At 62.8% G+C, this 18,623-nt stretch carries 17 protein-coding genes; 6 read left to right on the forward strand and 11 right to left on the reverse strand.

The window, feature by feature from the left end; all coding sequences use genetic code 11:
- Positions 1–60 precede the first annotated feature (60 nt).
- The 6 genes from QTL96_RS25200 to QTL96_RS25225 form a co-directional block, all read right to left on the reverse strand.
- Positions 61–1,542: a mannitol dehydrogenase family protein gene (locus QTL96_RS25200; RefSeq protein WP_289729647.1), complete on the reverse strand. Its 1,482-nt coding sequence runs from the start codon at positions 1,540–1,542 to the stop codon at positions 61–63.
- A 102-nt stretch (positions 1,543–1,644) separates the two neighbouring features.
- Positions 1,645–2,625 carry an ABC transporter ATP-binding protein gene (locus tag QTL96_RS25205; RefSeq protein ID WP_047509790.1) on the reverse strand — a complete coding sequence of 327 codons (981 nt, stop codon included), beginning with the start codon at positions 2,623–2,625 and terminating at the stop codon, positions 1,645–1,647.
- 18 nt (positions 2,626–2,643) lie between these two features.
- Positions 2,644–3,474, reverse strand: coding sequence for a carbohydrate ABC transporter permease (locus tag QTL96_RS25210; RefSeq protein ID WP_047509791.1), 831 nt, complete (start codon positions 3,472–3,474; stop codon positions 2,644–2,646).
- A 1-nt stretch (position 3,475) separates the two neighbouring features.
- Positions 3,476–4,348, reverse strand: a complete 873-nt coding sequence (locus tag QTL96_RS25215) for a sugar ABC transporter permease (RefSeq protein ID WP_047509793.1) — start codon at positions 4,346–4,348, stop codon at positions 3,476–3,478.
- A 129-nt stretch (positions 4,349–4,477) separates the two neighbouring features.
- Positions 4,478–5,791 carry a sugar ABC transporter substrate-binding protein gene (locus QTL96_RS25220; RefSeq protein WP_289729648.1) on the reverse strand — a complete coding sequence of 438 codons (1,314 nt, stop codon included), beginning with the start codon at positions 5,789–5,791 and terminating at the stop codon, positions 4,478–4,480.
- Positions 5,792–5,941: 150 nt separating this feature from the next.
- Positions 5,942–6,892, reverse strand: a complete 951-nt coding sequence (locus tag QTL96_RS25225) for a sugar-binding transcriptional regulator (protein WP_289729649.1) — start codon at positions 6,890–6,892, stop codon at positions 5,942–5,944.
- Positions 6,893–7,141: 249 nt separating this feature from the next.
- Here QTL96_RS25225 and QTL96_RS25230 point away from each other — a divergent pair, with 249 nt between their 5' ends.
- The 3 genes from QTL96_RS25230 to QTL96_RS25240 all read left to right on the forward strand — a co-directional run bounded on the left by QTL96_RS25230 (position 7,142) and on the right by QTL96_RS25240 (position 10,126).
- Positions 7,142–7,801 carry a response regulator gene (locus tag QTL96_RS25230; protein ID WP_289729650.1) on the forward strand — a complete coding sequence of 220 codons (660 nt, stop codon included), beginning with the start codon at positions 7,142–7,144 and terminating at the stop codon, positions 7,799–7,801.
- Positions 7,798–9,132 carry an ATP-binding protein gene (locus QTL96_RS25235; RefSeq protein ID WP_289729651.1) on the forward strand — a complete coding sequence of 445 codons (1,335 nt, stop codon included), beginning with the start codon at positions 7,798–7,800 and terminating at the stop codon, positions 9,130–9,132. Before QTL96_RS25230 ends, QTL96_RS25235 begins: the two co-directional genes overlap by 4 nt.
- Positions 9,133–9,205: 73 nt before the next feature.
- A complete protein-coding gene (locus QTL96_RS25240) occupies positions 9,206–10,126 on the forward strand; it encodes an ROK family protein (RefSeq protein ID WP_289729652.1) in 921 nt (306 codons plus the stop codon).
- Between the two features lie 202 nt (positions 10,127–10,328).
- On the opposite strand, the gene ppk2 is transcribed toward QTL96_RS25240, so the two are convergent.
- The 4 genes from ppk2 to QTL96_RS25260 all read right to left on the reverse strand — a co-directional run bounded on the left by ppk2 (position 10,329) and on the right by QTL96_RS25260 (position 14,390).
- On the reverse strand, positions 10,329–11,246 hold the full coding sequence (gene ppk2 / locus QTL96_RS25245) for a polyphosphate kinase 2 (protein WP_018902013.1): 918 nt from the start codon (positions 11,244–11,246) through the stop codon (positions 10,329–10,331).
- A gap of 207 nt (positions 11,247–11,453) precedes the next feature.
- Positions 11,454–12,758, reverse strand: coding sequence for a DUF3422 family protein (locus QTL96_RS25250; protein ID WP_289729653.1), 1,305 nt, complete (start codon positions 12,756–12,758; stop codon positions 11,454–11,456).
- Positions 12,759–12,911: 153 nt separating this feature from the next.
- Positions 12,912–13,340 carry a DoxX family protein gene (locus QTL96_RS25255; RefSeq protein WP_289729654.1) on the reverse strand — a complete coding sequence of 143 codons (429 nt, stop codon included), beginning with the start codon at positions 13,338–13,340 and terminating at the stop codon, positions 12,912–12,914.
- 66 nt (positions 13,341–13,406) lie between these two features.
- Positions 13,407–14,390, reverse strand: a complete 984-nt coding sequence (locus tag QTL96_RS25260; RefSeq protein WP_047509771.1) for a sugar-binding transcriptional regulator — start codon at positions 14,388–14,390, stop codon at positions 13,407–13,409.
- A 422-nt stretch (positions 14,391–14,812) separates the two neighbouring features.
- Between QTL96_RS25260 and tal the strand changes: the two genes are divergently transcribed.
- Positions 14,813–15,778, forward strand: a complete 966-nt coding sequence (gene tal, locus QTL96_RS25265) for a transaldolase (protein ID WP_111564954.1) — start codon at positions 14,813–14,815, stop codon at positions 15,776–15,778.
- Positions 15,779–16,074: 296 nt separating this feature from the next.
- On the opposite strand, the gene QTL96_RS25270 is transcribed toward tal, so the two are convergent.
- On the reverse strand, positions 16,075–16,914 hold the full coding sequence (locus tag QTL96_RS25270; RefSeq protein ID WP_289729655.1) for an amidohydrolase: 840 nt from the start codon (positions 16,912–16,914) through the stop codon (positions 16,075–16,077).
- 194 nt (positions 16,915–17,108) lie between these two features.
- Between QTL96_RS25270 and QTL96_RS25275 the strand changes: the two genes are divergently transcribed.
- A complete protein-coding gene (locus tag QTL96_RS25275; RefSeq protein ID WP_112944194.1) occupies positions 17,109–17,840 on the forward strand; it encodes an SDR family oxidoreductase in 732 nt (243 codons plus the stop codon).
- Between the two features lie 65 nt (positions 17,841–17,905).
- Positions 17,906–18,595 carry a DUF1345 domain-containing protein gene (locus tag QTL96_RS25280; protein WP_112944193.1) on the forward strand — a complete coding sequence of 230 codons (690 nt, stop codon included), beginning with the start codon at positions 17,906–17,908 and terminating at the stop codon, positions 18,593–18,595.
- The last annotated feature ends 28 nt before the right edge of the window (positions 18,596–18,623 follow it).

Raw genomic sequence — 18,623 nt, forward strand, 5'->3', positions numbered from 1 at the left:
TTCAAGACATTGCAGGCAAAGATGGTTGGATAGCGGCGGGGAACGCCCGCCGCCTGATGCTTATGCCGCGAGCTTGTTGTCGAGGTAAAGCTGCAGCGTCTCGCGCGTGCCCTTTTCCCACAGCGTCTTCAGCGCATGCGCGAAGCGCTTGCGGAAGAGCTCGGACTTGGCGACCTCGCCGAAGATGTCGTCGAAGGCAAGGAACGCCATCGGGTCGTCCTTGGCCTTGATCGCCGCCGCATGCAGCCGGTCGGCGCTGGCATCGTTGAAGACGATGTCCTGGCCGGTATCGGTCTTGCCGGCGAAGTAGCGGCACCAGAGGGCGGAGACCAGCGACAGGCCGATCACGTCACGGCCCTGGTTCAGGTTGTCGAGCGTCGACGGCAGGATGAACTTCGGCTGGCGGTTGGAGCCGTCCTGCGCCAAGCGCGGGATGGTGTCGGCGATCTTCGGGTTGAGCAGGCGGTGCTCGATCAGCGCGAAATAGTCCGTCAGCGACGTATTCGGCACCGGCGGCACGATCGGGATGATCTCGTCCTTCTCGAGCTTGGCGAGGAAGGCGCGGATCAGCGGGTCTTCCATCGAATCATGCACGAAATGGATGTCCATCAGCGCCGCCGGATAGGCGATCGCCGCATGGCCGCCATTCAGGATGCGGATCTTCATGTGCTCGTAGGGCGTGACATCGGGCACGAAGGTGACGCCGACATTCTCCAGCGCCGGACGACCGGCGGTGAACTTGTCTTCCAACACCCACTGCTTGAACTCTTCGCAATAGACGGGCCAGTTGTCCTCGATATCGAAGACGTCCTTGAGCAAGTCGATCTCGCGCTGGCCGGTGGCCGGCGTGATGCGGTCGACCATGGCGTTCGGGAAGGCGACATTGGCCTTGATCCACTCGGCAAAGGCAGGATCCGACAGCGCCGCCGTGCCGACCACCGCGTTGCGGGTGACGATACCATTGTGCGGAATGTTGTCGCACGACATGACGGTGAACGGCACGAGGCCCTTGTCCTTGCGCGCCTTGAGACCGGCGACGATCAGGCCGAAGACGGTCTTCGGATCGGCGGGGTTCTTTCCGTCGGCTGCGATTGCCGGATGATCAGGATTAAACTTGCCGGATGCGTCGATGAAGTAGCCGCCCTCGGTGATCGTCATCGAGACGATGCGGATTTCGGGGTCGGCGAGCTTGGCGATGATGGTCTTGGCATCGCCAACCGGCAGGATGTCGATCATCGGCGCGGTGACGCGCGCCGAGGTCTTGTTGTTGTCCTGCTCGACGACGGTCGTGAGAAAGTCCTGGGCGGCGAGCTTGTCGCGCATGGCGGCATCGGACGGCAGGATGCCGGCGCCGATGATCGCCCAGTCGTGAGCCTCGCCCTTGTTGAACAGGTCGTCGAGATAGATTGCCTGGTGGGCGCGGTGGAAGTTGCCGACGCCGAAGTGCACGATGCCCGCCTTCAGCGACGCCCGCTCATAGGCCGGTACAGCGGCTGTCTTAGCCGCGTCGGAAAGCGTTGCCAGCGATAGTTTGCACGTCATGTCTCAGTCCTCTTGAAGGTCTTCAGGGTCTAACGACCCCGGTACTGGCGTGCCGGGCACCTCGTCCGGCACGCGCTCTCTTCCCCACCCCGGATGCCTCGCTCAGATGGCGAGGCCCTGCTCGTTGAACCTGTGAATGCGGGCCTTGTCTGCGGTCAGGTAGACGGTGTCGCCGGCCTTGGCCGGGAAGCTGCCGTCGCCGCGCGCCGTCATCTGGCCAATGCCCTCGACGTTGACATGCAGGAAGGTGTCGGAGCCGAGATGTTCGGCGACCACGACCTTGCCCTTCCACTCGCCGCTCTCCATCGAAAGCTGGATATGTTCGGGGCGCACGCCGAGCGTCTGCGAGCCCTGCGGCACGAAGTTCATCTTCGGCGAACCGATGAAGCCGGCGACGAAGAGGTTGCGCGGCTTGGAATAGAGTTCCATCGGCGAGCCCACCTGCTCGATATTGCCGCGGTTCAGCACCACGATCTTGTCGGCCATGGTCATCGCTTCGACCTGGTCGTGGGTGACGTAGATCATCGTCGTCTTCAGCTGCTGGTGCAGCTCGCTGATCTCGAGGCGCATGTTGACGCGCAGCGCCGCATCGAGGTTCGACAGCGGTTCGTCGAACAGGAAGGCTGACGGCTGGCGCACGATGGCGCGGCCGATCGCGACACGCTGGCGCTGACCGCCCGAAAGCGCGCGCGGCTTGCGGTCGAGATAGTCGGTGAGGTTGAGGACGCGGGCTGCGTCCGCCACCTTCTTGTCGATCTCGGGCTTTGCCATGCCCGCCATCTTCAGCGGGAAGGCGATGTTGCTGCGCACGCTCATATGCGGATAGAGCGCGTAGGACTGGAACACCATGGCGAGCCGGCGTTCGGATGGCGCGCTCTCGGTGGCGTCCTTGCCGTCGATGACGATCTTGCCGCCGCTGACATCCTCGAGGCCTGCGATCAGACGCAGCAGCGTGGACTTGCCGCAGCCCGACGGGCCGACGAAGACGACGAACTCGCCGTCCTTGATCTCGAGATCGATCGAAGGGATGACCTTGGCTTCGCCGAAGACCTTCGAAACTTTCTGAAGGGTAATGCTGCCCATGTTTCTCTCCCTTGTTTCTTATTTCACCGCGCCGAACGTCAGGCCGCGGACGAGTTGTTTCTGGCTGAACCAGCCGAGGATCAGGATCGGGGCGATTGCCATGGTCGATGCTGCCGAAAGCTTGGCGTAGAAAAGTCCTTCCGGGCTGGAATAGGAAGCGATGAACGTCGTCAGCGGCGCAGCCTTGGAGGCCGTGAGGTTGAGCGTCCAGAAGGCTTCGTTCCAGGACAGGATGATGTTGAGAAGAAGCGTCGAGGCGATACCGGGCACCGCCATCGGCGTCAGCACGTAGATGATTTCCTTGCTGAGCGAGGCGCCATCCATGCGCGCCGCCTCAAGGATCTCGCCGGGGATTTCCTTGAAGTAGGTGTAGAGCATCCAGATGATGATCGGCAGGTTGATCAGCATCAGCACCACGACGAGGCCGATGCGGCTGTCGAGGAGCCCGGTGTTGCGGAACAACAGATAGATCGGGATCAGCGCGCCGACCGCCGGCATCATCTTCGTCGACAGCATCCACATCAAGACGTCCTTGGTCCGCTTGGTCGGCGAAAACGCCATCGCCCAGGCGGACGGAACCGCGATGATCAGGCCGAGCAGCGTCGAGCCGAAGGAGATGATCACCGAGTTCAGGAAGTGGCTGAAGTAGTTCGATCGGCTCTGCACCTCCAGATAGTTCTCCGTCGTCCAGTGGAAGAACAGGAACTGCGGCGGCGATGCGATAGCGTCGGCTTCCGACTTGAAGCTGGTGAGGAAGGTCCACAGGATCGGGAAGAAGAGCACGATGCCGATGGTCCAGGCGACCGCCGTGACGATCACCTTGCGCTGGGTTGTGATGCGTCTGGCCATCTCAAGTCTCCAGGTTCTTGCCGACGATGCGGACGAGGAAGATAGCAACGATATTGGCGAGGATGACCGCGATGATACCGCCCGCCGACGCGCCGCCGATGTCGAACTGCAGGAGCGCCCTGTTATAGACGAGGTAGGTCAGGTTCGTGCTGCTCGTGCCGGGGCCGCCATTGGTGGTGACGAGGATTTCGGCGAAGACCGAGAGCAGGAAGATCGTCTCGATCAGGATGACGACGGTGATCGCGCGCGCCATGTGCGGCAGGATGATGTAGACGAACTGCGAGAAAAAGCCCGCGCCATCCATCTCGGCCGCTTCCTTCTGCTCTTCCGACAGCGACTGCAGCGCGGTCAAGAGGATCAGCGTGGCGAAGGGAAGCCACTGCCAGGCGACGATCAGGATGATCGAAAACAGCGGCATGTTGGCGAGCCAATCGACCGGCTGCGCGCCGAACAGGCGCCAGATATAGGCGAACAACCCGTTGACCGGGTTCATGAACATGTTCTTCCACACCAGCGCGGCAACGGTCGGCATGATGAAGAACGGCGCGATCACGAGAATGCGCACGATCCCCTGACCGAACATCGGCTGGTCGAGCAGAAGCGCCAGCGCGATGCCGCCGACGATGGTGATGACGAGGACGCTCAAGACCAGAACGAGCGTGTTGATCAACGCGTCGAAGAAGGCCGGATCCGTCAGGAAGAATTCGTAGTTGAGGAAGCCGAGGAAGCGATTGTCGCTCGGCATCAAGAGATTGTAGTCGATGAACGAGAAGTAGATCGTCATCACGAGCGGGACGATCATCCACGCGAAGAGCAGGAGCACCGAAGGTGCCATCATCATGCGCGCCGCGGAGCGGGTGTGTAACGTTGCCATGGTTCACCGTCTTTTCTGAAAGCGGATGGCTGCAAGGCCTTAGGGACAAAAAGGGCCGCCGATGCAGTTCGGGCAATTCGGCGGCCTAGGGGTGCGGCGTGCAGGCGCACGCCGCATGTCTCGGGAGGCTTACTTGGGGTAACCAGCCTTCGTCATTTCGCGGGTCGTCAGCTGCTGAGCGCTCTGCAGGGCCTGATCGACGGAGATCTGACCGGCGACGGCTGCCGAGAACTGCTGGCCGACGGCCGTACCGATGCCCTGGAATTCAGGGATCGCGACGAACTGGCCACCGGTGTAAGGCACCGGCTTGACGGTCGGCTTCTGCGTGTCGGCTGCCTTCATCGCATCAAGCGTCTTGGCGGCGAACGGAGCGGCCTTCTGGTAGTCGGCGTTTTCGTAGAGCGAGGTGCGCGTGCCCGGAGGAACGTTTGCCCAGCCTTCCTTGCTTGCGACCAGTTCGCCGTAAGCCTTGTCGGTCGCCCAGGCGACGAACTTCTGCGCGGCTTCAGCCTTGGTCGACGTCGCCGGGATGGCGAGGTTCCAGGACCACAGCCAATTGCCGTGGTTCTTCATCTCGCCCTTGGTCGGGAACAGAGCGTAACCGACCTTGTCGGCAACCTTCGATTCCTTCGGGTTGGAGACGAACGAAGCGGCGACCGTCGCGTCGATCCACATGCCGCACTTGCCGGTCTGGAAGAGCGCCAGGTTTTCGTTGAAGCCGTTCGAGGATGCACCGGGAGGGCCGGCTTCCTTCATCAGGTTGACGTAGAAGCCAAGTGCTTCCTTCCATTCCGGGCTGTCGAACTGGGGCTTCCAGTTTTCGTCGAACCAGCGGCCGCCGAAGGAGTTGTCGAGTGCGGTGACGAACGCCATGTTCTCACCCCAGCCGGCCTTGCCGCGAAGGCACATGCCGTAGACTTCCTTGTCCTTGTCGGTGATCTTCTTCGCCGCATCGGCGATGAAGTCCCAGGTCGGCGCGTCGGGCATCTTCAGACCGGCCTTTTCGAAGAGGTCGGTGCGATACATGATCATCGCGCTTTCGCCGTAGAACGGCACGGCGTAGAGCTTGTTGTCGACGGTCAGCGCAGCGCTGATCGCGGGCAGCAGATCCTTGGCGTCATACTTGTCGCCGAGGTTGTCGAGCGGCAGAAGCCAGCCCTGCTTGGCCCAGATCGGAACTTCGTAGTTGCCGATCGTCAGAACGTCGTACTGGCCGCCCTTGGTCGCGATATCGGTCGTGACCTTCTGGCGCAGCACGTTTTCTTCGAGCGTTACCCACTCGAGATCGATGCCGGGGTTCTTTGCCTTGAAGTCATCCGTGAGCTTCTGCATGCGGACCATGTCGCCGTTGTTGACGGTCGCGATCGTCAGCGTTTCAGCCGAAGCCATGCCCGCGAACGCCAGGACGGAGCAGGCGCCGAGCAGAAAAGTTTTAAATGTCATGATCTTCCTCCCAGAAGATGTTAGCGAGCATTCGCTTTGCTCATGGGCAATTACTCAATGGCAGGCGACAAATGTCAAGCTCCAATCGTTGCTGCAGCCGCGAAACGATGAGCTATCCTGCTGATTTAAAAAGAAATAAATTTTTGCCCACTATGTGAGCAAATACTCGGCCACCTCTTCATCGGTGATCAAACCGTTGATCTGATGACCGGTAACCGCTGCCTTGATGGCCTTCATCTTGCGCTTGCCCTTGCCTATCCCGATCACCACGGAGGTCTCGCGCGAGGGGATCGGAGCGGACGCGACGCGCTCGTTGATCGGGTTGTCGAGCAGCTTGCCCTCGCTGTCGAAAATCCAGCCGCAGATCTCGCCGACGGCGCCATTGTCCATCAGCTCCATCATCTCGGCCTTCTCCAGGAAGCCGTCGACGCAGAGCGGTCCGTCGATGCCGAGTTCGCCGATACCGACGAAGGTCACGTCGGCCTGCGCGCTCATGTCGAGCGTCGAGCGCACCAGCTGCTGGGCATGCAATGTCTCGCGCTCTTCGGCAGAGGTGACGAGAACCGGCAGCGGCATCGGGAAATGCCGCGCCTTGACGGCATCGGCCATGCTGAAGATGACGTTGTAATAGGCGGCCGATCCGTCGGGCGCGATGTTGCCGGTGAGCGAGACGATGCGGTGGTTGATGCATTCGATCGCCGGCAGTTGATCGACCGCGGCCTTCAGCGTTCGCCCGGTTCCGACCGCAAGAACGATCGGGTCGGTCTTCTTCAGCCAGCGCTCGATCTCGGCCGCCGCCGCCTCGGCGATGCCGACGGTTGCGGCACCGGCGCCCGGATCGCTCGGCACGATATCCACCTGCCGCAGCCCGTATTTGTTGCGCACGGCATTGGCAAGCTCCAGACAGGCGGCGATCGGGTGATCGAGCCGCACCTTGATAAGCCGCTCGGCCACGGCAAGCGACACCAGCCGCTGTGCCGATTGTCGCGAAATCCCCATGGACGAGGCGATCTCGTCCTGCGTGCGCCCGGCCACATAGTAGAGCCAGCCCGCGCGCGCCGCGTCATCGAGACGACCAGAAGTTTCGGACTTTTTCACCATCGACTATCCATTGCGCGCGACTGCGCCGGCTTTCGCCAGCAAAGCATGTGGTTGAAGCTATGTTCGCGCCAGATCAAAACAAAATTCGGGCAAATGTCGAGTGCATTGAGAAATTGCACAATCTATTTTAGCCTCGATGCAAGCAGTGGATGGTGCTCAGCCCCGCCATTGCGGCGCCATCTTTGCCCGCGAAGCCATGCTTGACCTGAGATCGAACGGCACGCTAACTATGTGCCAGAGGGAAAAATCGTGCGAATTCTGCTGGTTGAGGACGACAAGATGATTGGCGAGGCGGTGCGCGATCACGTCGCCGCGTCCTTCCATGCCGTCGATTGGGTGAAGAACCTCGCCGACGCGGAAGCCGCCACGGGTCCGGTCGAATATGGATTGGTGCTGCTCGACCTCAATCTTCCCGATGGCAGCGGCGTCGATTTCCTGCGCAAGCTCCGCGGCCGCGACATTCGCGCGCCCGTCATCATCCTCACCGCCCGCGACCAGATTTCCGATCGTATCGAGGGACTGAACGCCGGCGCCGACGACTATCTCGTCAAGCCCTTCAACCTGGGCGAGCTTGAAGCCCGCATCATGGCGGTTGCCCGCCGCTACGACGCCAACCCGCATCCGGTGGTGCAGATCGGCGATATCGAAATCAACCGGCCGCAGCACAAGCTCTCCGTCGACGGCGCCTCCGTCATTCTCACCAGCCGCGAATGGGCGGTGCTTGACCTCCTGACCGCGCGCCCCGGCGCGATCGTCTCCAAGGATCGTATCGAGGAGGCGCTCTACGCCTTCGGCTCGGAAATCGAGAGCAACACGGTCGAGGTCTATGTCAGCCGCCTGCGCAAGAAGATCGGCAAGGATCGCATCCGCACAGCTCGCGGCATCGGCTACACACTCGGATCACAATGAAGCGCGAACGCAGTATCACCCGCCCGCTCATCACCGCGCTGACGACTGTGATGGTCGTCTTCTGGCTCATCGCCATCGGCCTCAGCATCCGCGTGATGCAGCATGAGTTCGACGAAATCTTCGACAGCGCCCAGCAGGAAACCACCGAGCGCCTGCTGGCGCTCATCCTCGACGATATGGACCAGCGCGGCATCAGCGATCCGCATGGCATCGCGATGCTCAACACAGCCGCCAACCGGGAATACCTGACCTATCAGGTTCGTGACCCATCCGGAAAGATCGTGCTGCGCTCCAACGACGCCCTGTCGGAGCCTTTCCCCGCCCCGCTCGAGCCGGGCTTCTACGACAGCGACACGGCGCGCATCTACACGGAGAAGACGTCGGACGGCACGCTCTTCCTGCAGGTCGCGGATCGCTTCAAGAACCGGCGGGAGGCTGTGCGCGAAAGCGCCGTCACCTTGCTCATTCCGCTGATCGCGCTTATCCCGGCCAGCATCTTCGCCATCTGGTTCATCGTCGGCCGGGCGCTGAAGCCGCTGGATACGCTGCGCCAGGATATCGGCACCAAGGACGGCGGCAATCTCGCTGCCTTGGAGAGCACCGGTCTGCCGAAAGAGCTGAAGCCGATCGCCCGCTCCGTCAACCTTCTGCTCGGACGCCTGCGTTCCGCGCTGGAGGCCGAGCGCGAGTTCACCGCCAACAGCGCCCATGAACTCAGAACGCCGATCGCCGGCGCGCTGGCGCAGACGCAGCGTCTTGCCGAGGAGCTGCCCCCAGGACCAACCAAGGCCCGCGCCCATCAGGTCGAGAGCTCGCTGGTCAATCTAGGGCGCCTCGCAGAAAAGCTGCTGCAGCTTGCCCGCGCCGAGGCCGGCATCGGCGGCAGCGCCACGGCCACGGACCTTCGCCCGGTGCTCGACATGATCGTCACCGATTACGAACGTGACAGCCGCTCGCAGGGTCGCCTGCGCTACACGGCCGCGCCTGCGACAAAGCTGGTCCGTAACGCCGACATGGACGCCTTCGGCATCATCCTGCGCAACCTCATCGAAAACGCCCTGGTTCACGGCGACCCGGAGCTACCGGTCGATGTCAGCCTTGACGAGAAGGGCGTGGTCCGTGTCGTCAATGGTGGACCTTTGGTAGCGGAAGGCGATATCGCGACGCTGAAGAAGCGCTTCCGGCGCGGCAATACCAGCGCATCGGGATCCGGCCTTGGCCTGGCGATCGCCGAGCGCATCGTCTCGCAGATGGGTGGAACGCTCGACCTGATCTCGCCGGCCAGCGGCCAAAATTCAGGCTTCGAGGCCCGCATCACGCTGCCTGCCTGATCAGGGTTTGGGCTTGCAAATCGCACCGAACGGTGCGAGCAGATTCTAACCGTTTGGAACAAGCAGAATACGAATGATCATCTCCTTCGACATCGGCGGCTCGGCGATCAAGGGTGGCGTTGCCCTTTCCGAAACCGAGATCACGCCGCTCGGCCGCCGCCCGACCCCCCTCGATGATTTCGGCGCCTTCGTCGATACGCTGCGAACCTTCATCGCGGAAGCCGGCGGCACGCCGACGCTGCTGTCGATCTCGATCGCCGGCGTCGTCGATCCGGATACGCAGCTGCTCACCTGCGCCAACATTCCCTGCATCCACCAGCGCACCATCGCAGCCGATCTTCAGGCCGAGCTCGGTGTGCCGGTTCTGGTCGCCAACGACGCCGACTGCTTCGCCATGGCCGAAGCCGGCCTCGGCGCCGGTCGCGGCCACCGCATCGTGCTGGGCGTCATCCTGGGCACCGGCGTCGGCGGCGGCGTGATCGCCAATGGACGGCTGATCAACGAGGCGGGCGGCTTTGCCGGCGAATGGGGCCACGGCCCCATCGTTGCGCTGCGCGCCGGCCACCCGCCGGTCGAGATCCCGCATTATGCCTGCGGCTGCGGCCAGAGCGGCTGCGTCGATTCCGTCGGTGGCGCGCGCGGCATGGAACGCCTGCACAAGACCCTCCACGGCCTCGACTTCACCAGCGAGGAGATCATCGGCCAGTGGCTGGGCGGCGAGGAAAAGGCCACCCGCACGATCGACGTCTACATCGATCTCCTTGCTTCGCCCCTGGCGCTGACCGTCAACATCACCGGCGCCACCATCGTGCCGGTTGCCGGCGGCCTCTCCAATGTGGAGCCGCTGCTGGATGAGCTCGACAAGGCAGTGCGCCAGCGCATCCTGCGCAAATTCGACCGCCCGCTCGTCGTGCGCAGCGAATGCCGCGTCGAGCCGGGGCTGATTGGCGCGGCGTTGCTGGGATTGAAGGCGGAAGCGGAGATGTTGGGGTAGCCCCCCGCAGAGGCGGAGCTAGCAGCCCCCTCATCCGCCTGCCGGCACCTTCTCCCCGCTGGGGAGAAGAGACTCGGGGCGGGCCGCTTGCTCCATTTCCCTTCTCCCCCGCGGGGAGAAGGTGGCCCGAAGGGTCGGATGAGGGGGCCTCACCCGCCCGACGGTTCTATTCAATCAACGGCACACCCGCCGACGCTTCCAATCAATACTTCGACGGAACGTACAACTCCGGCGGCAGAACCTTGCGTTCATAATCCGGGTTGAACACGCGCTCGGGCAAGGCGATCTCCTCGTGCGGCACGTCCTCGTAGGGGAACTGCGACAGCAGATGGTCGATGCAGTTCAGGCGGGCGCGCTTCTTGTCGTTGCCTTCGACGATGTGCCAAGGGGCTTCCGGGATGTTGGTGCGGGCGAAGGTTTCTTCCTTGGCCTTGGTGTAGGCTTCCCAGCGGATGCGCGACTGCAGGTCCATCGGCGACAGCTTCCACTGCTTCAGCGGATCGTGGATGCGCACGAGGAAGCGCAGCTGCTGTTCCTCGTCGGTGATCGAGAACCAGTATTTGACGAGGCGGATGCCGGAACGGACCAGCATGCGTTCGAATTCGGGCACGTCGTTGAAGAACTGCTCGACCTGATCCTCGTCGGCAAAGCCCATGACGCGTTCGACGCCGGAGCGGTTGTACCAGGAGCGGTCGAAGAGCACGATCTCGCCGCCAGCAGGCAGATGCGGCACGTAACGCTGGAAGTACCACTGCGACTTCTCGCGGTCCGACGGAGCCGGAAGCGCCACGACGCGGGCGACGCGCGGGTTGAGGCGCTGGGTGATGCGCTTGATGACGCCGCCCTTGCCGGCGGAATCGCGACCTTCGAAGATCACGACCACCTTTTCCTTGTGATAGGTGACCCAATCCTGCAGGCGGATCAGCTCGGACTGCAGCGCGATCAGCGAACGGAAGTATTCGATGCGCGGCATCGATGGCGGGTGTGCCTTGCGGTAGATCTTGCGGATTTCCTCGGACAGCGCCGGCTCGGAGAGCTCGAGCTCATAGTCTTCATCCAGCGTATCGGCCAGTTCGGCCTCGAGCCAGTCGGTTGAAGGCGTGCCTCTCATGGTGGTCATCTCGATCCCTGTTCAGATTTGTCGCTTCGGACGCTTGCGGAGGTGTCTTGCTTTGCGCCGCATGACGATATCATGAAAGCACGCACGGCAAGGCCACTCATGGCGCCAAATAAGCAGCGTGTCATGAAGGATATATGACGCTTCGGCCGGACGCGGAGATGCGTGCGCAAAGTGGTCGGCAGGTGAGCGTGCTGCCGGCCTCTCGGATCAGCTCAGCGCGTCGGGGCGGTTGGCCTCTTTGACGTGGTCGTCGCTGTGCTTGCTGCGAATGCGGCGCACCGTGAGCCAGACGCCGAGGACGACGAAGGGCACGGCGGCGCCGGTCAGTGTCTCCGGCGCGATCTCGACGCCGACGCCATGCAGAAGCTTGGCGAGATAGCCGACGAGGCCGATGACGTAATAGGAGATGGCGGCGACCGACAGGCCTTCGACCGTCTGCTGCAAGCGCAGCTGCAGATGGGCGCGCTTGTCCATCGAGGCCAGGATCTCGGTGTTGAATTTTTCCAGCTCGACATCGATCCAGCTGCGCAGAAGGGCCGTGGCGCGGGCGAGCTTGCGCGACAGGTCCGCCTGCCGCTCCTCGACCGACTGGCAGGTGCGCATGGCGGGCGCGAGGCGACGTTGCAGGAAGGCGCCGAGCGTCTCGTTGCCGGGGAGCGCCTTTTCGGCCAGCATGGCGACGCGCTCGAGCACGATGTTGTAATAGGCGCGGCTGGCGCCAAAGCGATAGAGGCTGAGGGCGGCATTGGCCTCGAGCTCGGCGGCGAGTCGGGTGATCTCCGAGAGCGTGGCGTCGGCTTCGGCGCGCGCATGCTGCTTCATGCCCTGCGTGATGGCGGTGAAGCTCGTCTCGATCTGGCGGATCTCGGGCGACAGCGTCTGCGCCAGCGGCAGGCCCATCATCGCCAGCGTCCGGTAGGTCTCGATGTCGAGCAGGCGCTGGGCGAGCATGCCGCGGGCGCCATCCGTCATGCCATGGTCGAGCACCAGGAACTTGGTCAGCCCATCGCCGTCCTGGCGGAAATCGGTGATCACGGTCGCCTGGCTGTCGGCCACCATGCTCTGGCAGAGGCTGGTCGGATCGAAGTTGGCGATGACGTCGGCGACATCCTCGCTATCGGGGCGGATCTCGATGCGAACGCCGGAGATGAAGGGGCCGGGTGCCGCGAAGCTGGCGCCGAAGGGATTGACCGGGATCTCGGCGCCGAACTCCGCCGGCGCCGGCGTGTCCCAGAAATAGGTCGAGAATTCCGTGTGGCGCTCCCAGCGCAGCGTGCCGCTGCCCCAGCTCATCGTGTGATGGCTGGTGTCGGCTGCGGGCGCCGGAACACCCTGGGCGAGCGAGAGCGCCTTCAGGATCGCCTGGTCGGCGACGAAGTTGGCCTCGGTGAGGAAGGCGACCTGGAAGATGACGCGGGAGACGGGGATGAGCTTATAGGGGCGCGAATGGATTTCGCCGAGCGCGCGGGCACGGACATCGGCTACGGGAAACGAAAAGCTACGCTTCGACAAATCTTGCCTCCTGACTGTGCCCCCACGGCCAGTTCTTCCCTTGGCTATTATCAAATGGCCCGGCGCGTACGACGTGGCGGTTTGACGCAGAACGATCATGCGCCGGCCAATCACGCCATGTCGAGCGTTTCAGTTCCGCCCGCTGGACCGATATCAGTGCGATGCCGGCAATGGCCAGCGCGTCACCTTGCCGGCAAGCAGCGCCCACCAGACGATGACCGGCTGCAGGGCGAGGCGCGGCAGATGATACCAGCAGCCCAAGGTGGCCGTGGTCGAGCCGAGATCGTCGATGGCGTGCTTTATGTTGGCCGGGAACACACAGACGGCATAAAGCGCCAGGCAGATACCGGCCGAGCGGCGTAACCGTTCAGTCGTCAGGCCGATCGCGCCGGCAATTTCGCAGAGGCCGGTGAACGCGATCACCTCGGCCGGGAAGGGAACCCAATCCGGGGTGATCGACAGGAAAGCGGCTGGAAAGAGCAGGTGCGCGCAGCCGGCGATCATGTAGAGGCCGGCCAGGACAAATCTGCCGGTTGGGCTTTCCGCGCGGTCGGTGGAGGCATCGTCTGCGGCTTTGGTCATGCAGCGTTTACGCAAATGACCGGCGTCTGGATGATGCGACGTATGTCCGCCGATGCGCTCGATGCGTCAGGCGGCGTCGGCGAGCTCGATCAGGGCGCGGGCGGCGCTTTCGTCTGTGATCAGCGTGTTGCAGCCGATCCGCTTGATGGTGGCGCTGATGGCAACCGCGCGGTGGGCGCCGCCGGAGGAGAGCACGATGTGCTTGGCCTTCTTCAGCGTATCGAGATCGACGGACATCACCCGGCTGTTGATCGAATGATCGACCGTGTTGCCGTCCTTGTCGAGGAAATTGAACATGGTGTCGCAGACGCAGCCGGCATCGATCAGCTCCTGCAATTCGCCCTTGGAGATCCATCCCTCCGACAGCGAGGTCGAATGCGGGCCGATATCGCCGCAGCTGACGATGGCGAGATCAAGCGTCTCGGCGAGCCGGTAGATGGTGTCGAGGCCGCATTTTTCGATGAGGTTGCGCTTGGTCTCGGTGGAATCGACCAGAAGCGGCGCGAGGAACATGTAGCACTCGGCGCCGAGCTGGCTTGCGAGCCGCCAGGTGTAGTCGATCGGGTTGGTCTGGTGGACAGCGACGATGCCGCCGAGCAGCGAGACGACCTTGCAATTGTCGCGGCGCGGCGGGCGGAAGCTCGACAGCGAGGCCGTCATGGTGCGGCCCCAGCCGACGCCGATCGTGTAGTTGTCGGGAATGGCTTCGGACAGAAACTGGCCGAGCGCCAGGCCGACGCTCTTGGCGAGCGCATTCGGATCGGAGGTGACGGGCGCGGGCACCACGATCGCCTCGTCCAGGCCATAGGCGCGTTCCAGCTTCACCGACAGCTCGACGCAATCGCCGATCGAATCGTTGATCCAGATCTGCACCTCGCTGCGCTTCATCGCCTCGTCGAGCAGCCGGATGACGGTCGTGCGGCTGATGCCGAGTTGCTCAGCGACATCTTTTTGCGTCAATCCCTGGTTATAATAGAGCCAGGCAGCGCGCAGTCTGAGCGAGGAGGCTTCCGAATAGGCGGTGTGCGTGCCGCGTTTTAGCTTGACCACATCTCCTCCAAAGGCAAAGGCGCCCTAGATCCTGCTCAAGACAGGGCATGGTTTGTCGCCGCGATAATGACCGGTGTGACACTTATGTCAATTGAAATGCACAAATGTCCTTGACATTATGGCCCTGGAATAGCGATAGTCTTGGTAACTGGTCGTTCCGTCCATTGTAGGAGGCACTGTGCGGGCATATGGCAAATCGCAGCGGTCTTGCGCCGGGGCTGGATTGCCCTTGGACGTCTTCGTTGCGGCAGCCCGAGACGGGAACGATGGAGTACTCGCCGACGTTTATGATGTAAGCCAAACGCGCGGGCACGATTTCACAGACAGCGACTTCAAAGACAGTACGGGCAATCCGTAGATCACCTCATTCGCCGGGCCTCAAGTGCTCCGGCTCGCAGCTCAAGTCAAAAGGACACGTGACCATGACATCCAAGCTTGACCAACTCCGCGAGATCACCACCGTCGTCGCCGACACCGGTGACATCGAAGCCGTTGCCCGCCTGAAGCCGGTCGATTGCACGACCAACCCGAGCATCGTTTTGAAGGCACTCGGCACGCCGATGTTCGCCGACGCGATCAAGGAAGCCGTTTCCTGGGGCAAGAAGCAGGGCGGCAATTCCGAAGCCGTTGCTTCCGCCGTTGCCGACCGTCTCGCCGTTTCCGTCGGTGCAGCGCTCTCCAAGCTCGTTCCCGGCCGCGTTTCGACCGAAGTCGATGCCGACCTCTCCTTCGACACCAAGGCGTCGGTTGAAAAGGCTCACGGCATCATCGCCGGCTACAAGGAACGCGGCATCGAGAAGGATCGCATCCTGATCAAGCTCGCTTCCACCTGGGAAGGCATTCGCGCCGCCGAAATCCTGCAGAAGGAAGGCATCGACTGCAACCTGACGCTCCTGTTCTCGCAGGCCCAGGCGATCGCTTGCGCCGACGCCAAGGCGTTCCTCATCTCGCCCTTCGTCGGCCGTATCCTCGACTGGTACAAGAAGTCGACGGGCAAGGAATTCACGCCTGAGGAAGATCCCGGCGTACTCTCCGTTCGCGAGATCTACAACTACTACAAGGCCAACGACATCAAGACGATCGTCATGGGCGCCTCGTTCCGCAGCGCCGGCGAGATCGAAGCACTGGCCGGTTGCGACCGCCTGACGATCGCGCCGAACCTGCTCGACGAACTCTCCAACGACCAGGGCAAGCTGGAGCGCAAGCTGTCGCCTGAGGCCGCCAAGCCGATCTCCAAGATCGCCGTCGACGAGAAGACCTTCCGCTGGATGATGAACGAAGATGCCATGGCGACCGAAAAGCTCGCCGAAGGCATCCGTGCCTTCGCCAAGGACCTCGGCACGCTGCGCGCCATGGTCACCAAGGAACTGCAGCTCGCAGCCGCCTAAGGGTTTCGGGTTCGTGAATGAGGAAAGGGCGGTGCCGGTGGCGCCGCCCTTTTTTGTGTTGTGGGCACCTCTCCACCCTCATTCCTGTGCTTGTCACAGGAATCCAGCCACGGCGCGTCCGCGCCGTGAATGACCCTTTGCGGTGTCTCTGGCAGAAAAGAGTCCTTTCGCCGCGCAGACGCGCGTCGGCTGGATTCCCGCCACAAGGGCGAGAATGAGGGAGGGTGGGGTGCGCTTGCCGTATCAAAGCAGGCGTAGAGGGGGCGGCGATGGGCGACGGCGCCGCCCGACATCCGTTACTCCACCGCCCAGATCCGCTTGGCATTCCCTTGGTACAGCTTGTCGCGTTCTTCGACGCTGCAGCCTGATGTCAGCGCGTGCGTGGCCGCCACCCAGGGCGTCAGGCCGCCGCCGAGCGTGCAGACGGGCCAGTCGCTGCCCCAGACGATCCGGTCCCAGCCAAAGCTTTCGATCGTGTGCTCGACATAGGGGCGCAGGCTGTCGACCGACCAGCGTTCGAGATCGCCGTAGGCAATGACGCCGGAGATCTTGGCGGTGATGTTGGGGCGGCGGGAGAATTCGGTGATGCCGCGATGCCAGACCGCGCTCATGCCCGACTTGATCGGCGGATTGGCGCAGTGGTCGAGGATGAAGCGGACACCGGGGTTAAGGTCGACAAGATCGAGAATGCGTTCGAACTGATGCGGGAAGACGCAGAGATCGAAGGTTAGCCGGGTATCAGCCATCCGCGCGACGTTCTCGCGAAACAGCGGCCGCTCGGAAGTGTCGTCGGGCGCCACATGCAGCACGCGGCGGAAGCCCTTGATGAAGGGGTCGGCGAGGCAGCGTTCGAGATAGGCCGGAAAGCCCTCTTCCTCCGGACGACAGGCGGCGATGGCGCCGCGCACGAGGCTTTTGGGTCTCTCGGCGATCTCCTTGATGAAGGCTGTTTCCTGCTCGATCGCATCACCCGATACATCGACTTCCATGTGCAGCACATTGGTGATGCCGCAACGAAGCGCGTCGCGGGCGTAGTGCTCGTAGAGGCTGTCGCGGTTCAGATCCGGCACGTCGGGGAGCCAGGGATAGTGCAGGCGGTTACGATCGATGACGTGCAGATGTGTGTCGAAGAGCATGCGGTTCCTCCCCCTTCATGCAGGCTTTTCTTGCCGTCCTTCAGTCTCCCGCCGGATTTTTGATCGATGACGCGGGCCTCGGCCTCCCACCCGTGTCAGCGTCCGGCGTCGGACAATGTGATTGACGACATAATGAATATAATGTTTGCATATGAATGAATGCGCCGCAAGCGCCACGCATAATGGGAGGAATTATGAGCCACGGTCTGGAAGGCAAGAAGGTCGTCGTCACGGCGGCCGGTCAGGGGATCGGTCGCGCCAGCGCGGAGCGGTTCATTTCGCTCGGCGCCCATGTCTACGCCACCGACATCAACCAGGCGTCGCTGTCGACGCTCGCGGGCGCGACGACCACGGTTCTCGACGTGCTCGACGGAAACGCGGTGCGCGCCTTCGCAGACGAGATCGGGCCGATCGACGTGCTCTTCAATTGCGCCGGCTTTGTGCATGCCGGATCGATCCTCGATTGCGAGGAGAAGGACTGGGATTTCTCCTTCAACCTCAACGCCAAGGCGATGTACACGACCTGCCGCACCTTTCTTCCAGGGATGCTCGACAAGGGCAAGGGCTCGATCGTCAACATGGCGTCGGTGGCATCAAGCGTGAAGGGCGTGCCGAACCGCTTTGCCTATAGCGCATCGAAGGCCGCCGTGATCGGGCTCACCAAGTCGATCGCTTCCGATTTCGTCGCCAAGGGCATCCGCGCCAACGCCATCTGCCCGGGGACCGTCGACAGCCCCTCGCTGCACGAGCGGCTGCGCGCCACCGGCGATTACGACAAGGCGCTCAGCGACTTCATCGCCCGCCAACCGATGGGCCGGATCGCCACCGCTGAGGAGATCGCGGCGCTCGTCACCTATCTCGCCGGAGACGAGGCCGGGTTCACGACAGGCCAGATCCATGTGGTCGATGGCGGCTGGACCGGCTGAGATGATATTGCTCTTGCCGGTATCAAGCTGATATCGTTGGTGATCTCGCAGCGGCGGAGCATTTGATGGCAGAGGTTACGTCAGGCGGCAGCGGCCGTCCCCTTCGGTTGCTGCGCAAGCACGCGATCTTCGTGATCGCGGTGCTCGTCGGCCTTGCGGTCTTTCTGCTTCTGACGACGCGCGAGGTGACGGCACGCAATCTGTTGGCCGGCTGGAACGTGGCCGCGGTGATGTTCATCGTAGCCACATGGCGGCGGATGCTGAAGGCGAGCGTGGCAACGATCCGCAAGCGTTCGGCCGATCTCGATTTCTCGGATTCGCTTCTGATGTTCCTGTCGATCTCGGCGGCCCTTGCCAGCATCGCCGGCATCGGGCTGGAGCTGCATCAGGTCAAGGAGGCAGCGCCCAGTGTCGCGCTCGGCCGGGCCTTGGCGGCCGTCGTCACCATCCTGATCTCCTGGGTGTTCCTGCACACGCTGTTTACCGTGCATTACGCGCACCGCTTCTACGGCGGCGACGATGATGGCGACGGCGTCAAGGGAGACGGGCTGAAGTTTCCCGAGGGGCTGGACGAGCCCGTCTACTGGGACTTTCTCTACTACTCCTTCACGATCGGCGTCGCCTCGCAGACGGCGGATGTGGCGACGAGCTCGACCGTTATGCGCAAGCTGACGCTGCTGCATTCGGTGCTGTCGTTTCTCTTCAACACCACCATCCTGGCGCTCGCCATCAATGTCGGCGCAAGCCTCCTTTAGAGGTAGGCGCGCGCGATAGAGCCGCTTG

The sequence above is a fragment of the Rhizobium sp. S163 genome (assembly GCF_030380805.1).
GTDB lineage: Bacteria > Pseudomonadota > Alphaproteobacteria > Rhizobiales > Rhizobiaceae > Rhizobium.

Bases quoted from the DNA above. Each gene is read 5' to 3' on its own strand.
- QTL96_RS25225 (WP_289729649.1), bottom strand. From the start codon at position 6,892: ATGGTGAAAAAGTCCGAAACTTCTGGTCGTCTCGATGACGCGGCGCGC.
- QTL96_RS25240 (WP_289729652.1), top strand. From the start codon at position 9,206: ATGATCATCTCCTTCGACATCGGCGGCTCGGCGATCAAGGGTGGCGTT.
- tal (WP_111564954.1), top strand. From the start codon at position 14,813: ATGACATCCAAGCTTGACCAACTCCGCGAGATCACCACCGTCGTCGCC.
- QTL96_RS25200 (WP_289729647.1), bottom strand. From the start codon at position 1,542: ATGACGTGCAAACTATCGCTGGCAACGCTTTCCGACGCGGCTAAGACA.
- QTL96_RS25270 (WP_289729655.1), bottom strand. From the start codon at position 16,914: ATGCTCTTCGACACACATCTGCACGTCATCGATCGTAACCGCCTGCAC.
- QTL96_RS25235 (WP_289729651.1), top strand. From the start codon at position 7,798: ATGAAGCGCGAACGCAGTATCACCCGCCCGCTCATCACCGCGCTGACG.
- QTL96_RS25255 (WP_289729654.1), bottom strand. From the start codon at position 13,340: ATGACCAAAGCCGCAGACGATGCCTCCACCGACCGCGCGGAAAGCCCA.
- QTL96_RS25215 (WP_047509793.1), bottom strand. From the start codon at position 4,348: ATGGCAACGTTACACACCCGCTCCGCGGCGCGCATGATGATGGCACCT.
- ppk2 (WP_018902013.1), bottom strand. From the start codon at position 11,246: ATGACCACCATGAGAGGCACGCCTTCAACCGACTGGCTCGAGGCCGAA.
- QTL96_RS25220 (WP_289729648.1), bottom strand. From the start codon at position 5,791: ATGACATTTAAAACTTTTCTGCTCGGCGCCTGCTCCGTCCTGGCGTTC.
- QTL96_RS25205 (WP_047509790.1), bottom strand. From the start codon at position 2,625: ATGGGCAGCATTACCCTTCAGAAAGTTTCGAAGGTCTTCGGCGAAGCC.
- QTL96_RS25280 (WP_112944193.1), top strand. From the start codon at position 17,906: ATGGCAGAGGTTACGTCAGGCGGCAGCGGCCGTCCCCTTCGGTTGCTG.
- QTL96_RS25275 (WP_112944194.1), top strand. From the start codon at position 17,109: ATGAGCCACGGTCTGGAAGGCAAGAAGGTCGTCGTCACGGCGGCCGGT.
- QTL96_RS25210 (WP_047509791.1), bottom strand. From the start codon at position 3,474: ATGGCCAGACGCATCACAACCCAGCGCAAGGTGATCGTCACGGCGGTC.